General features: G+C 42.7%; 14 protein-coding genes and 1 riboswitch. Of the genes, 12 read left to right on the forward strand and 2 right to left on the reverse strand.

Going from position 1 to position 14,471, the window contains the following annotated elements:
- Positions 1 to 119 precede the first annotated feature (119 nt).
- On the forward strand, positions 120 to 1,892 hold the full coding sequence (gene uvrC, locus ACSSTM_RS17685; RefSeq protein ID WP_106038047.1) for an excinuclease ABC subunit UvrC: 1,773 nt from the start codon (positions 120 to 122) through the stop codon (positions 1,890 to 1,892).
- Positions 1,893 to 1,955: 63 nt separating this feature from the next.
- A riboswitch (Lysine riboswitch) is annotated at positions 1,956 to 2,133 on the forward strand.
- A gap of 140 nt (positions 2,134 to 2,273) precedes the next feature.
- The gene (locus ACSSTM_RS17690) at positions 2,274 to 3,509 is read left to right on the forward strand and encodes an aspartate kinase (RefSeq protein WP_034661766.1); all 1,236 of its coding nucleotides are present in this window, start codon (positions 2,274 to 2,276) and stop codon (positions 3,507 to 3,509) included.
- A 163-nt stretch (positions 3,510 to 3,672) separates the two neighbouring features.
- Here ACSSTM_RS17690 and ACSSTM_RS17695 read toward each other — a convergent pair whose 3' ends face one another.
- A complete protein-coding gene (locus ACSSTM_RS17695) occupies positions 3,673 to 4,116 on the reverse strand; it encodes a YslB family protein (protein ID WP_034661763.1) in 444 nt (147 codons plus the stop codon).
- A 280-nt stretch (positions 4,117 to 4,396) separates the two neighbouring features.
- Here ACSSTM_RS17695 and ACSSTM_RS17700 point away from each other — a divergent pair, with 280 nt between their 5' ends.
- The 5 genes from ACSSTM_RS17700 to ACSSTM_RS17720 all read left to right on the forward strand — a co-directional run bounded on the left by ACSSTM_RS17700 (position 4,397) and on the right by ACSSTM_RS17720 (position 8,950).
- Positions 4,397 to 5,005 carry a succinate dehydrogenase cytochrome b558 subunit gene (locus ACSSTM_RS17700; protein WP_034661761.1) on the forward strand — a complete coding sequence of 203 codons (609 nt, stop codon included), beginning with the start codon at positions 4,397 to 4,399 and terminating at the stop codon, positions 5,003 to 5,005.
- A 37-nt stretch (positions 5,006 to 5,042) separates the two neighbouring features.
- Positions 5,043 to 6,803, forward strand: a complete 1,761-nt coding sequence (sdhA, locus tag ACSSTM_RS17705; protein WP_034661758.1) for a succinate dehydrogenase flavoprotein subunit — start codon at positions 5,043 to 5,045, stop codon at positions 6,801 to 6,803.
- Position 6,804: 1 nt separating this feature from the next.
- Complete coding sequence (sdhB, locus tag ACSSTM_RS17710; protein WP_024427169.1) at positions 6,805 to 7,569, forward strand: succinate dehydrogenase iron-sulfur subunit; 765 nt, start codon at positions 6,805 to 6,807, stop codon at positions 7,567 to 7,569.
- A gap of 121 nt (positions 7,570 to 7,690) precedes the next feature.
- On the forward strand, positions 7,691 to 8,152 hold the full coding sequence (locus ACSSTM_RS17715) for an acyl-CoA thioesterase (protein WP_034661755.1): 462 nt from the start codon (positions 7,691 to 7,693) through the stop codon (positions 8,150 to 8,152).
- A 78-nt stretch (positions 8,153 to 8,230) separates the two neighbouring features.
- Positions 8,231 to 8,950, forward strand: a complete 720-nt coding sequence (locus tag ACSSTM_RS17720) for a biotin--[acetyl-CoA-carboxylase] ligase (protein ID WP_034661753.1) — start codon at positions 8,231 to 8,233, stop codon at positions 8,948 to 8,950.
- Between the two features lie 27 nt (positions 8,951 to 8,977).
- On the opposite strand, the gene ACSSTM_RS17725 is transcribed toward ACSSTM_RS17720, so the two are convergent.
- Entirely contained in the window at positions 8,978 to 10,108 is a 1,131-nt protein-coding gene (locus tag ACSSTM_RS17725; RefSeq protein ID WP_095285546.1) for a 2-methylaconitate cis-trans isomerase PrpF family protein, read from the reverse strand.
- A 136-nt stretch (positions 10,109 to 10,244) separates the two neighbouring features.
- On the opposite strand from ACSSTM_RS17725, the gene ACSSTM_RS17730 reads away from it, so the two are divergent.
- From ACSSTM_RS17730 to racE, 5 genes are all read left to right on the forward strand, one after another.
- The gene (locus tag ACSSTM_RS17730) at positions 10,245 to 11,105 is read left to right on the forward strand and encodes a LysR family transcriptional regulator (RefSeq protein ID WP_095285545.1); all 861 of its coding nucleotides are present in this window, start codon (positions 10,245 to 10,247) and stop codon (positions 11,103 to 11,105) included.
- 153 nt (positions 11,106 to 11,258) lie between these two features.
- Entirely contained in the window at positions 11,259 to 12,575 is a 1,317-nt protein-coding gene (locus tag ACSSTM_RS17735; RefSeq protein WP_095285544.1) for a CitMHS family transporter, read from the forward strand.
- Between the two features lie 205 nt (positions 12,576 to 12,780).
- Positions 12,781 to 13,005 (forward strand): spore germination transcription factor GerE, encoded by a 225-nt coding sequence (gerE, locus tag ACSSTM_RS17740; RefSeq protein WP_003184172.1) that lies wholly within the window; start codon positions 12,781 to 12,783, stop codon positions 13,003 to 13,005.
- A 149-nt stretch (positions 13,006 to 13,154) separates the two neighbouring features.
- On the forward strand, positions 13,155 to 13,595 hold the full coding sequence (locus tag ACSSTM_RS17745) for a MarR family winged helix-turn-helix transcriptional regulator (RefSeq protein ID WP_003216546.1): 441 nt from the start codon (positions 13,155 to 13,157) through the stop codon (positions 13,593 to 13,595).
- A 7-nt stretch (positions 13,596 to 13,602) separates the two neighbouring features.
- Positions 13,603 to 14,421, forward strand: a complete 819-nt coding sequence (racE, locus tag ACSSTM_RS17750) for a glutamate racemase (RefSeq protein WP_095285543.1) — start codon at positions 13,603 to 13,605, stop codon at positions 14,419 to 14,421.
- Positions 14,422 to 14,471 lie beyond the last annotated feature (50 nt).

Genomic DNA, 14,471 nt, shown 5'->3' on the forward strand with positions numbered 1-14,471 from the left:
CATACTCAATGAAGCGGTTCTCGTAAAGACGAGAGCCGCTTTTCTTTCAACATGGTATAAAACAAATGTTCGTGATACACTAGAAGGAGTGAAAGAGGAAAACAAGGACGGATGAAAATATGAACAAACTGATCAAAGAAAAGCTATCGGTCTTGCCAGATCAACCAGGCTGCTACTTAATGAAAGATCGACAAAATACAATCATTTATGTGGGAAAGGCAAAGGTCTTAAAAAATAGAGTGCGCTCTTATTTCACGGGATCTCATGACGCCAAAACGCAGCGGCTTGTCAGTGAAATTGAGGACTTTGAATACATTGTCACCTCTTCTAATATCGAGGCACTCATTTTAGAGCTGAACTTAATCAAAAAATACGACCCAAAATACAACGTCATGCTTAAGGATGACAAAACGTATCCTTTTATTAAAATTACGAATGAACGGCATCCTAAGCTGATCGTCACCCGCAATGTGAAAAAGGACAAAGGGAAATATTTCGGACCATACCCGAACGTACAAGCAGCCAGAGAAACGAAGAAGCTGCTCGACCGTTTATATCCACTGAGAAAATGTGCAACCCTTCCTGATCGCGTCTGTCTATATTATCATCTTGGACAATGTCTCGCGCCGTGTGTGTATGACATTTCTGAAGAAACGAATAAGCAGCTCGTGGACGAAATCACAAGGTTTCTAAACGGAGGGCATCAGCAAATCAAAAAAGAACTAAACGAAAAGATGCAGGAAGCCGCCGAACAATTAGAGTTTGAACGGGCAAAAGAACTGAGAGACCAAATCGCTTACATCGACTCAACGATGGAAAAACAGAAAATGACGATGAGTGATTTATCAGATCGAGATGTCTTTGCATATGCCTATGACAAGGGCTGGATGTGTGTCCAGGTCTTCTTCATCAGGCAGGGGAAATTGATTGAACGCGATGTCAGCCTATTTCCTATGTATCAAGATCCTGAGGAAGAGTTCCTCACGTTTATGGGGCAATTTTATGCAAAGAACAATCACTTTCTGCCGAAGGAAATTTTGGTGCCAGACAGCGTAGATCAAGAGATGATTGAACAATTGCTCGAGACGAACGTTCATCAGCCGAAAAAAGGAAAGAAAAAGGATTTGCTTTTACTTGCCCATCAAAATGCCAAAATCGCCTTAAAAGAAAAATTTTCACTCATTGAGCGTGATGAAGAGCGGTCCATTGGTGCGGTGAAGCAGCTTGGGGATGCACTAAATATTTATATGCCGTACCGGATTGAAGCATTTGATAACTCGAATATTCAAGGTGCAGACCCGGTTTCTGCCATGGTCGTCTTTCAGGACGGGAAGCCGTATAAAAAGGAATACCGAAAATACAAAATTAAAACCGTCACAGGGCCAGATGATTATGCATCTATGCGTGAAGTCATTAGAAGGCGATATACCCGCGTGTTAAAGGATGAGCTGCCGCTGCCAGATTTAATTTTAATTGACGGAGGAAAGGGACAGATCAATGCAGCGATAGATGTGCTTGAAAATGAATTGAATCTGTCTGTCCCAGTGGCAGGTCTTGTGAAAGATGAAAAACACAGAACTTCGAATCTCATGATGGGAGATACACTTGAAATTGTTGCGCTGGAGCGGAATAGCCAGGCCTTCTATTTATTGCAGCGCATTCAAGATGAAGTGCACCGGTTCGCTATTAGCTTTCACCGGCAGCTGCGCGGAAAAAATGCATTTCAATCTATTTTAGACGATGTACCAGGTATCGGAGAAAAGCGTAAAAAACAGCTTCTTAAACATTTTGGCTCTGTGAAAAAGATGAAAGAAGCCTCTATCCAAGACTTTCAGGAGGCTGGCATCCCGAAACAGACGGCCGAACTTTTAATGGAAGCATTAAAAAAATAGATTGTACTTTTTCCAAAAGTCTGTTAAGATTGTGACTAAATTTAATAAATGAACGTGTTGTTTGTTGAAGATAGAGGTGCGAACTTCAAGAGTAAGCCTTCAGAGATCGATGGGATCTAGGAAGAGGGCTGAAAGGGGAGCGTCGCCGAAGTGAATAAAATCCACTCATTTTATTCGCTGGCTGTACATTGAAGAAATGTAGGGCTGTCAAGAATATATTTCTTGGAGGGCTATCTCATTGTTTGCATCGTTTAATGATGATTTTAAAGCAATGGGAGATCTGTTCTCTCATTGCTTTTTTATTTGCAGTGAGCAGGCAGTCTCCAAAGCCGCTTCTTGCCTCTTCTCTCACACGTGATCTTTTGAAAAAGGGTGGTAGACATGGGACTAATTGTACAAAAATTTGGCGGAACGTCCGTTGGATCAACAGAAAAAATTCGCAATGCCGCAGAGAGAGTCATCGCTGAACGCGAGGCTGGACATGATGTGGTTGTGGTTGTGTCGGCAATGGGTAAATCTACGGATGTTCTAGTAGACCTAGCGAAAGAACTCACAGATCATCCAAGCAAAAGAGAAATGGATATGCTGCTCGCAACTGGAGAGCAAGTGACCATTTCCTTATTAACGATGGCGCTGCAAGCAAAAGGCTATGATGCCATTTCCTTTACAGGCTGGCAGGCTGGTATGAAAACAGAGCAAGTACATGGTAACGCAAGAATCGTGGATATTGATGAATCAAGAATAAAAGAGGAATTAAGTGCGGGGAAAGTCGTTGTTGTAGCTGGCTTCCAAGGAATTGCAGATGACTTACATATCACAACACTTGGACGCGGTGGATCAGATACAACGGCTGTGGCACTTGCTGCCGCATTAAAGGCTGATAAATGTGATATTTACACAGATGTACCAGGAGTGTTTACGACAGATCCGCGTTATGTACCATCCGCGCGGAAACTTGCAGGTATTTCATACGATGAGATGCTCGAACTGGCTAATTTAGGAGCTGGCGTCTTGCATCCGAGAGCTGTTGAATTTGCAAAAAATTATCAAGTCCCACTAGAAGTCCGTTCTAGTATTGAAAATGAATCGGGTACGTTAATTGAGGAGGAATCATCCATGGAACAAAATTTAGTCGTCAGAGGCATTGCATTTGAGGATCAGATTACACGCGTGACGGTGTGCGGTCTTTCAAGCGGTCTCACCACATTGTCGACCATCTTTACGACGCTTGCGAAGCAAAATATCAATGTCGATATCATCATTCAGTCCGTCACAAGCACCAATCAGACGGCGATCTCTTTCTCTGTGAAAACGGATGATTTGTCCAAAACAGTTGAAGTATTAGAAGAATATAAAGGAGCGCTTGGCTACGAGCAGATCGAGACAGAAAGCAAATTAGCCAAAGTATCTATCGTTGGATCTGGTATGGTCTCAAATCCAGGCGTAGCCGCTGAAATGTTCGCTGTGTTAGCGGAAAAAGACATACAAGTGAAAATGGTCAGTACGTCTGAAATCAAAGTCTCAACAGTGGTTGGCCGAGATGATATGGTCAAAGCAGTTGAAGCGCTGCATGATGCGTTTGATTTATCAAAGGTGAGTGCAGCTGCTCACTCTTAAAAAGGCAGGGAGGTGTATCTCATGAAAGAGTGCACCTCTTTTTTAATGGAAAGCGCCGCATACCAGAAAGGAAAACGTGCGTAAACCCATTCACTAAGTATGCTATGATAGAAGAAGACTACAAAAAGGCGTGACCTAAAGTCCGCGCCTTTCATAAAGAGTGTTAGCTAGGGTCTCTTAAATCCCATTTAACGGTTAAAATGACTTTATCAGCACGCTTTTTCACTTGTTCATAAGATTCAGCCACGTGCTCGTTGAGAAGCTGAATTTGTTCAGCAATAAAACCCGCTTCCATCTGAAAGCATGGCTCCTTTTGATAGGTGATTCGATTTGATACAAGTGGACCTTCGAGCTCAAACTCAATTTCCTGTTTTTTCGAATGGACCATCGTGAGCGTTCCCCATCCGGCATCATGGAAAAATTCGGGGATCTTCTCCCATGACTCTTGAGGAAATTTACGAGCAAGCAGTTTACCCGCAAAATACATCATAGATGAATGATCCTGACCAAGAATATCAGGCAGCAGAACTTCGCGTATCAGCTCGTAGGCAAATCCATTGACTTCAATTTCTTTTAGCTGTTCTAAGTTAGATTCGAATTTATTCATTGTACGGCTCCCCTCTTTCAACAATTTATTATAGCTTATGTAAGCATATGATGACAGAGTTTTCCCTGAAGTCTAAGAAATTCTTATTGTAGTAAAACGAATTTTGATTTAAAACTTTTAAATTTCGGAAAATTTTAATTTATGTACGCGGTTTCTTGACGCTTTTTTGACATAGGAGTAAAATGAAATTGTCAATAAATTTGAATAAAGTGCTTACAATTGAAAGAAGCGGGGGTAAGACAATTTTCAGCAATTGCACTTTTTACTAGGGGGTAAAGTAATGTCGGGGAACAAAGAATTTTTTTATCGGAGATTGCATTCTTTGCTTGGCGTCATTCCGGTCGGTCTATTTTTAGTACAGCACTTAGTGATTAACCACTTTGCGACGAATGGACCAGAGGCGTTTAACAAAGCTGCACACTTTATGGAACAGCTTCCATTCAGATATGCACTTGAGCTGTTCGTGATTTTCTTACCACTGATCTATCATGCTGTTTATGGGGTGTACATAGCCTTTACGGCACAAAACAACACGTCTCGCTTCAGTTACTTAAGAAACTGGTTGTTCAAACTGCAAAGGATTTCAGGTATCATCACATTAATTTTTGTCACTTGGCACGTATGGGAAACACGAATTCAAGCTCAGCTTGGAGCTGAAGTGAACTATGACATGATGGCGAATATTTTAAGCTCTCCATTTATGCTAGGCTTCTATATTGTCGGCGTTTTATCTACTATTTTCCACTTTGCTAATGGCTTGTGGTCATTTGCTGTCAGCTGGGGAATTACTGTTTCACCACGCTCACAAAGAATCTCCACATATGTGACATTAGGTATATTTATAGCGCTTTCATATGTAGGGCTAAGAGCAATTTTCGCTTTTGTTTAAGAGGAAATAGATTAGTAGAAGAGGGAGAGGGGCTACAATGAGTAATTCTAGCATCATCGTTGTCGGAGGCGGCTTAGCTGGTCTCATGGCAACTATTAAAGCAGCAGAAGCGGGAACAGCTGTTAAACTATTTTCAATCGTACCTGTGAAACGTTCGCATTCTGTATGTGCACAGGGCGGAATCAACGGAGCGGTCAATACAAAAGGTGAAGGGGATTCACCTTATGAGCATTTTGATGACACGGTGTATGGCGGAGATTTCTTAGCGAACCAGCCGCCAGTAAAGGCAATGTGTGAAGCAGCGCCGTCCATTATCCACTTACTTGATCGGATGGGTGTCATGTTTAACAGAACACCAGAGGGATTACTGGACTTCCGCCGCTTCGGGGGAACACAGCACCACCGTACAGCATTTGCTGGAGCTACAACAGGTCAGCAGCTATTATATGCACTAGATGAGCAGGTTCGCCGCTATGAAGTAGCAGGGCTTGTCACGAAATATGAAGGCTGGGAATTCCTTGGCGCTGTGTTAGATGACGAGGAAGTATGCCGAGGCATTGTCGCGCAGAACTTGACGACAATGGAAATTGAATCCTTCCGTTCAGATGCAGTGATCATGGCAACTGGTGGTCCTGGAATTGTGTTCGGTAAATCAACGAACTCGATGATTAACACTGGATCTGCTGCATCCATCGTCTATCAGCAAGGTGCTCATTACGCAAATGGAGAATTCATTCAAATTCACCCAACAGCGATCCCTGGAGATGACAAGCTTCGTCTCATGAGTGAATCGGCTCGTGGTGAAGGCGGACGTGTTTGGACATATAAAGACGGGAAGCCTTGGTACTTCCTTGAAGAGAAATACCCAGCATACGGGAACCTTGTACCGCGTGATATCGCAACGCGTGAAATCTTCGACGTATGTGTCGAACAAAAGCTTGGCATCAACGGAGAGAACATGGTATACCTCGATCTTTCTCATAAAGATCCAAAAGAACTTGATATTAAACTTGGCGGCATCATTGAAATCTATGAAAAGTTCATGGGTGATGACCCGCGTAAGCTCCCAATGAAAATTTTCCCTGCTGTTCATTACTCAATGGGCGGATTATGGGTTGATTATGATCAAATGACGAATATCAAAGGTCTATTCGCTGCCGGAGAATGTGATTACTCTATGCACGGCGGAAACAGACTTGGTGCAAACTCACTGCTTTCTGCGATTTACGGCGGGATGGTCGCTGGACCAAATGCGGTCAAGTACATTAACGGCCTTGAAAAATCTGCGGAAGACCTATCTTCTGCAACATTTGACAGCGCTGTGAAGAAAGAGCAGGAGAAATGGGACAACATCCTCAGCATGGACGGAACAGAAAATGCATACGTGCTTCATAAAGAGCTTGGAGAATGGATGACGGATAACGTCACAGTGGTTCGTTACAATGACAAACTCTTAAAAACAGATCAGAAGATCGAAGAATTAATGGAGCGCTACAAGCAGATTAACATCAACGATACAGCTTCATGGAGCAACCAAGGCGCTGCCTTCACACGTCAGCTTGACAACATGCTTCAGCTGGCAAGAGTCATTACGATTGGGGCATACAACCGGAATGAAAGCCGAGGCGCACACTACAAACCGGAATTCCCAGAGAGAAACGATGAAGAATTCCTAAAAACAACGATGGCTACGTTCAAAGGAAAAAATCAAAAGCCTGCATTCCACTATGAGGACGTCGATGTATCGTTAATTGCACCTCGTAAACGAGATTACTCGAAGAAAAAGGTGGAGAAATAAGATGAGTGAAAAAAACACGATTCATTTCATTATCACACGTCAAGATACAGCAGATGGAAAGTCTTATGATGAGGAATTCGAAATCCCTTACCGTCCAAATATGAACGTCATTTCCGCACTCATGGAAATTAGACGGAACCCGGTCAATAAACAAGGGGAAAAAACAACGGCGATCAACTGGGATATGAACTGTCTTGAAGAGGTGTGCGGAGCTTGTTCTATGGTCATTAATGGAAAACCGCGCCAGTCATGTACAGCACTCATCGATCAGTTAGATCAGCCGATTCGTCTTCAGCCGATGAAGACATTCCCGGTTGTGAGAGACTTGCAGGTTGATAGAAGCCGGATGTTCAATTCCTTGAAAAAGGTGAAAGCATGGGTACCGATCGATGGCACATATGATCTTGGTCCTGGCCCAAGAATGCCTGAGAAAAAACGTCAATGGGCGTATGAGCTTTCTAAATGTATGACATGTGGTGTCTGCCTTGAAGCTTGTCCAAACGTGAATGATAAGTCTTCCTTTATGGGCCCTGCACCGCTTTCACAAGTCCGTTTATTTAACGCACATCCGACAGGTGCGATGAATAAGTCTGACCGTCTAGAAGAAATTATGGGGGACGGCGGTCTTGCGAACTGCGGGAACTCCCAAAACTGTGTGCAGGCTTGTCCGAAAGGAATCCCGCTGACAACGTCAATTGCAGCACTTAACCGAGATACAACTTTACAAGCATTCCGTAACTTCTTCGGAAGCGATCACGCAGAATAACATCACATTCAGTCCTCTTTGCCAATCATGATGAGTGTTTAAGGGGCTGGATGCAACATATAAACAAACGCCTCTTCCAATACGGGAGAGGCGTTTTGTTTCCAAATAAGGAGATGATCAAGTGAGATTGCCGTCATATATTGAAGAACCGTTTGAAGAGTGGAGGGCATCCTTTCGATTTTATGTCGAAACCACCGTTCGTTTTTCAGAAACGGATATGTTTGGCCATATGAACAATGTCACCCCTTTTGTGTATTTTGAAGAGGCACGAATTGCCTTTTTTCAAAAGACGGGAATTGTTGATAAACGGATGAAACGTGTGAGGGAGACCATGACAGTCGTCGCAAACCTGCAATGTGATTACATCAAGCAGGTAGAGATTGGGGAGAGGCTTCGTGTGTATGTCAAGCCGGAAAAGGTCGGATCAAGCTCACTCATCCTTCATTATTTAGGAGAAAATGAGCAGCAGGAACCTTGCTTTACAGGCTCAGTCACCATGGTGCAAATTAGTAAAGACACAGGCGCATCTGTCCCGTTTACAGAGGAAGAAAAAGAGACGTTTCAGGCGCAGCGAAATGAGTAACATGCTGGCTCATCAACATGCACGCTTCATTTTGTTATAATAAAAGCATCATATCAAGAAGAAACAAGAGGAGAACACATGAAGATTTTTCAATATGACACCATTGATAGTACAAATAATGAAGCGAAAAGGCTCATGCAGCAAGGAGAAAAGCCCTCATTTGCTGTCTATGCACGCCAGCAGACAGCAGGAAGAGGCAGACTCGGCAGGCCGTGGGAAACACCTTTAGGGAATGTGGCGGTGACCATGACAGTCTTACCGCCAGCAGAACTCTCCACCCAGTCAACGATCGCCCCGCTGACAGCACTAGCAATCTATGATGTGCTGAAACCACTCATGAGAGCAGAGGATCAGCTGGCGATCAAATGGCCTAATGATATTCTCATTAATGAAGCAAAGGTATCCGGCACATTAATTGAAGCAGACCGCAGTTCCATTTATATCGGTGTTGGCATCAATGTAGAGACAAAGCCGGAGCATGTCCCGTACAAAACCATTTGCTTATCAGAGCTGACAGAGGTGAAAGCCGATCAGCTAGTGAAAGAACTGGCAGCGGCTTTTGAAAAATACCATTCACGCTGGCAGAATGAAGGGTTTGAAGCACTCACTGCCCTCTATAACAAACGGTTATATCGTCTCAACAAGCCCCTTCGCATTTCGTTAGATCGTGAAAAACAAACTTGGGAAGAAGGCATTTGCTGCGGGGTCAACCGCTACGGTCATCTCCAGTTAAAAGATGAGAAAGGGCAGATAAAAGCTCATTCTGCTGGAGATATTGATGCCCCGCTTCAACATTAAAAAAAGCAGACGATGTTCTCGTCTGCTTTAGGCTTCTCTTTTAATATGAGGCTGCACGATATAGTCTTGTTTCGTAAAGACAACCCCGTCTAGAATTTCTCTCGCGGTTCGAATGACTTTGACTCTATTTTGAGACACGTCAATGTCCGTTTGCATAATCCCAGCAGGATGCCCAATTCGAAGCGTATCATGTTGTCCATGATAAAGCTGTGCAGGAAGCGTTTGTTCCATAAAACAGCTGGCTGATACGCAGACAGAGCCGGTAATGGCAAGTGCTTGGTGCGGTCTTTGCATCGATAGCATACGAACGATGATGTCCATATCGGCTGCTCTTCTCAAGATTCCATTTGTATCTACATAATCAGCAGGCTCGCTAATGAGCGCAAGCTTTGGAACGGCTGGAGACTGTAATGTCGCCATGTCTTTTGGCGCAAAGTGACACATTTCAGCAGCGATGGAACGAATCTCTTCTAAATCATCCAGTAATTCGTCTGTAAACTCCTCAGGCAATTCAGTTCCTTTTAATTGAATATCTTTGGCACGAATAAAGGCAATTGGATTTGCAATGTCAACGATCGAGATGGGAATCTCACCAAACTTTGTTTGAATCGTATCAATTTTGTTTCCAGTCGGAAAAGTTTTACCTGTGACTGCGCCTTCAGGATTTTCAAAAGATAAATAAATGGGAGAACCTGTCCCTTTTACTCCTGGAATTTCTGCCTGTCCTTCAAATTTCACTTCTCCATTTTCGACTTCGACCTCTGCTGTAATCACTTTATTTGTGTTGGTATTGAGGATACGTACAGTCGTAATGGGCTCAACCGCTTGAACAAGTCCTTTAATGATGGCGTATGGTCCAACCGCTGATGAGATATTCCCGCAGTTTCCTTTAAAGTCGACATATCTCTCATTGATGCTGACCTGTGCAAACGTATAGTTCACATCCACATCTGGGCGTGTGGCTTTATCAATAATGGCTACTTTGCTTGTTAAAGAATTACCGCCGCCGATTCCATCGACCTGCAGCCGGTCAGGGCTGCCCATAATGTCTAATAGAAATGCCTCGAGCTCATCGTGTTCAAATGGTGCATTGTTTGCTTGAATGAATACCCCTTTGCTTGTACCGCCTCGCATGATTGTGATTGGAACTTTTCTCATTGCTCTCACCCTCAATTTTTTAATGAACTGTTTATCTAATCAAAATGGTAAAGTATAATAAGAAATAAGTTAAATACATTATTTTGAGAATAATCAATAAAAATATTTTATAATTAGTAAAAAAGGAGGGCATATAATGGATGAAAAAGATTGGCGGTTTCTAAAGGTGCTCTATGAAGAAAAGAACATCACAAAAGCGGCAGAAAAATTATTTGTCTCTCAGCCTGCCTTAAGCTATCGATTGAAGCAGCTTGAAGAGGAGTTTGATATGAAGCTTTTCTTTAAAAGAAAACGAGGAATTGAATTTACATCAGAGGGCGAGTACTTGGCTAAATACGCAAATGACATGCTCAAACAGCTCCAGCAAACGAAAGATGGCATGCTCAATATGCAAAAAAAGGTCAAAGGAACAATTCGGTTAGGGGTCTCAAGTAACTTTGCCCAGTATAAACTGCCAGAAATTTTAAAAGAATTTTCTAAGCAGTATCCACATGTTCAATTTATGGTGAATACAGGCTGGAGCACAAAAGTCATGGACTTATTAGGCACATCAAGTGTCCATTTAGGGATTTTAAGAGGGGATTACGACTGGAATGGAGAGCGGTTTTTGCTCGATAAAGAGCGGCTTTGTATCATTTCAAAATCAGAAATCCAGCTGAAAGACCTCCCAAAGCTGCCGCTCATTGACTATCATACAGATAGTTCATTAAAACGATTGATTAACAGATGGTGGCAGGAAACGTTCACCATGCCTCCACTTGTGACGATGGAGACAGACCGCCAGGATACATCAAAAGAGATGGTCAAGCATGGTTTAGGTTATGCCATTGTCCCAGAAATTTGCCTCAGACCAAGTGATGAGTTATTTGTAAAAGGTCTTTCGTATAAAGATGGACAGCCTGTTTTAAGAGATACATGGCTTATGTACCAGCCAGACTCCCTTCATTTATCTGTTGTGAAAGCGTTCATTGAGTTTTTAAGAAATCAGCAAGGTTAATTATAAAAGAAATTTATTGAATATACGAAAAAATCAATATTTTCATTATAAAAAAAGCTATTATATCCTTGAAATAGAAAGCGCTAACATTCAGATCGCAAGTGCAAAGGGGCGCTTGCTGATCGCGTAAAGAAGAGGATGGAGGGATATAAAGTGCTAGCTATTTTAGGGATCTTGATGGTCTTGACATTTACATTTCTCATTATGACAAAACGTATGCATCCGGTGGTGGCTTTAACCGTTGTACCTATCGTATTTGCATTGATCGGTGGGTTTTACAGTGGATTAGGGGATATGATGCTTGATGGACTCAAAACGGTTGCGCCGTCTGCTGCTTTATTGTTATTTGCGATTTTATTCTTTGGTGTCATGCTGGATGCTGGGCTGTTTGATCCACTGATTAAACTCATTTTACGTATTGTGAAAGGTGATCCTGTCAAAATTGCTTTTGGGGTAGCAATTTTGTCTATGCTTGTTGCATTAGATGGTGATGGAACAACAACGTACATGATTACCGTATCAGCTATGCTGCCACTTTTCTTAAGAATTGGGATGAACCCGTTAATTTTAGGAACAGTTTCATTATTATCATTAGGAATTATGAGCGGAATGACGCCATGGGGCGGTCCAGCTACTCGTGCAATCGCGGCGCTTGGCTTGGATGCAGGCGAATTTTTCATTCCATTACTCCCAACGATGGTTGGAGGCGGTCTTTTTATACTTTTTACTGCTTATGTACTTGGGAAAAAAGAAAGAAAACGGATTGGGATCGCAGAGATTCAGCACAAAGAAGAGGTGTCCATTTCTCCTGAATTGGCTGCGTCAATTGAGGATGGCGTAGAAGACATGAAGAGACCAAACCTCATTTGGATCAACTTCTTCCTCACAATTGCTGTCATGGCCACACTAGTCCTAGATATTATACCAATACCTGTACTCTTCTTAATTGGATTTGTCATCGCTCTCATGATCAACTATCCAAAGGTTGAAGATCAGCGCGAGAGAATTTTATCGCATGCAGGAAATGCCTTAACGGTCATTACCCTTGTGTTTGCAGCAGGAATTTTCACAGGAATTTTTTCGGGGACAAAAATGGTGGAGTCGATTGCCAACTTGGTGATTTACTTAATTCCGGATTCTTACAGTTCATTTTTTCCGCTCATTGTGGCTTTAACGAGTATGCCATTTACATTTGTTCTTTCTAATGATGCTTATTATTTCGGGGTGCTGCCAATCTTGGCAGAAGCAGGTGCAGCTTACGGAATTGATCCGGTGGAAATTGCGCGCGCTTCTATCATAGGACAGCCTGTTCACCTGCTGAGCCCTCTTGTGGCTTCAACGCTGCTTCTTGTCAGTATGCTGAACAAAGATATTGGCGATTTGCAAAAATACGCACTGCTGTGGACTGTGTTAACAGCCCTTTTTACAACATTGATCGCTTTGTTAACAGGAGCCATTTCTATCTTTTAAATACGTGTATGAAAAGGACGATGTCTCGGGTAGGAGACTCGTCCTTTTTTGTGCTGATAAAAGCGCACAAATTGGACGCTCATATGCGGGAATTCTCGATTTTAACGTCACCTACCTCGGGCACCCGGCATATGATATCTCGACTATACAGAATCCCATTCTATAGAGACTAGAGCTCTCACCTTAGCAAGGAGGGTTACAATACTTGAAGGAGAAAGAGTTTCAATCCAAGCCGCTATTAACCAAAAGAGAAAGAGAAGTATTCGAATTGCTCGTCCAAGATAAAACAACTAAAGAAATTGCAAGCGAGCTTTTTATTAGCGAAAAGACTGTTCGAAATCATATTTCGAATGCCATGCAAAAGCTAGGAGTCAAAGGTCGTTCACAGGCCGTCGTCGAGCTTCTGCGTATGGGTGAGCTAGAGCTCTAAAGTCAGCCGGTTTTCCTTCCGCACCAGGGAGGAACCGGTTATTTCTATATGGTTTCCATGAGTCTCTTCTTGCATTTTCTCTGAAAAACGAGGAAAATAGGAATGTACGTTTTAATCAAAGTGAGATGCTATAGTGAGGTATCAATGAAATGGAAACGAATGAGTTCGACCATGTAGCAGAGATTGAAAAATCATTGCGCCATATTGCTGCAATTATTAAGCAAAAAGGCAGAGAAATTCTGAATCAATATACGATTACACCTCCTCAATTTGTAGGGCTTCAGTGGCTTTATGAATTCGGAGATATGACAATAGGTGAGCTATCACAAAAGATGTATTTGGCTTGCAGCACAACCACCGACTTAATTGATCGAATGGAAAAAAGTGAACTTGTCGAACGAGTGAAAGATCCTTCTGACCGCCGCGTGGTTCGCATTCATTTATTACCTGAAGGCGAGCGGATCATTCAAGAAGTGATTGTCAAACGCCAAGAATACGTCAGTGAACTTCTAGGGGCTTTCTCAGAAGAAGAAGCCATCGTTTTCAACCAATCCTTAACGAAACTACAGCAGCAAATGAAAAGAAAATGAGGCGATTTTGTTGGATCAACCAATCGGCGTCATTGATTCCGGCGTCGGCGGTTTAACCGTTGCAAAGGAAATCATGAGACAACTGCCAAAAGAAAAAATCATTTACGTAGGCGATACAAAACGGTGCCCGTATGGCCCGCGGAAAGAAGAAGAGGTTCTTCAATATACTTGGGAAATGGCGCACTACTTATTAAGACATCATCATATTAAAATGCTCGTCATCGCATGCAACACAGCGACGGCGATCGCACTTGATGAAATCAAAGCAACGCTTGATATTCCGGTCATTGGCGTGATTCAGCCCGGCGCCCGTACAGCCATCAAGGTGACAAATAATCAGCAGATTGGTGTCATTGGCACAGCTAATACGATCAAAAGCGAGGCATACAAAGAAGCACTGTTATCCCTAAAAGCAGGACTAGCGGTTCAAAGCCTGGCATGTCCGCTGCTTGTCCCATTTGTGGAAAGCGGTACGTTTTTAGATCAGACAGCAGATGAAGTGGTGAAAGATTCCCTTGAACCGATGAAAGAAACAGGAATTGATACACTCATTCTTGGCTGTACACACTATCCGATTTTAAAAGAGCCGATTCAGCGCTTTATGGGCAGTGATGTGAGCATTATTTCATCAGGGGATGAGACAGCTAGAGAAGCCAGTACGATTCTTTCATATAAAGGGCTGTTAAATACTTCTCAAGAAGCACCTGTTCATACATTTTATACAACAGGGCAGCAGCAAAATTTTCAAAACATCGCTCGTGACTGGTTTGGCTACCTCCCAGGGAAGGTCGAAACCGTATCACTCGAACACGTCTATCAGCAATAACCCGCTTCTTCTTGAGGTGGGTTATTTTTTTATGAAAAGGGTCTAATCCA

This window comes from Bacillus sp. RK1064 (assembly GCF_051488405.1).
Classification (GTDB): Bacteria; Bacillota; Bacilli; order Bacillales; family Bacillaceae; genus Bacillus.

Bases quoted from the DNA above. Each gene is read 5' to 3' on its own strand.
- uvrC (WP_106038047.1), top strand. From the start codon at position 120: ATGAACAAACTGATCAAAGAAAAGCTATCGGTCTTGCCAGATCAACCA.
- ACSSTM_RS17690 (WP_034661766.1), top strand. From the start codon at position 2,274: ATGGGACTAATTGTACAAAAATTTGGCGGAACGTCCGTTGGATCAACA.
- ACSSTM_RS17695 (WP_034661763.1), bottom strand. From the start codon at position 4,116: ATGAATAAATTCGAATCTAACTTAGAACAGCTAAAAGAAATTGAAGTC.
- ACSSTM_RS17700 (WP_034661761.1), top strand. From the start codon at position 4,397: ATGTCGGGGAACAAAGAATTTTTTTATCGGAGATTGCATTCTTTGCTT.
- sdhA (WP_034661758.1), top strand. From the start codon at position 5,043: ATGAGTAATTCTAGCATCATCGTTGTCGGAGGCGGCTTAGCTGGTCTC.
- sdhB (WP_024427169.1), top strand. From the start codon at position 6,805: ATGAGTGAAAAAAACACGATTCATTTCATTATCACACGTCAAGATACA.
- ACSSTM_RS17720 (WP_034661753.1), top strand. From the start codon at position 8,231: ATGAAGATTTTTCAATATGACACCATTGATAGTACAAATAATGAAGCG.
- ACSSTM_RS17725 (WP_095285546.1), bottom strand. From the start codon at position 10,108: ATGAGAAAAGTTCCAATCACAATCATGCGAGGCGGTACAAGCAAAGGG.
- ACSSTM_RS17730 (WP_095285545.1), top strand. From the start codon at position 10,245: ATGGATGAAAAAGATTGGCGGTTTCTAAAGGTGCTCTATGAAGAAAAG.
- ACSSTM_RS17745 (WP_003216546.1), top strand. From the start codon at position 13,155: ATGGAAACGAATGAGTTCGACCATGTAGCAGAGATTGAAAAATCATTG.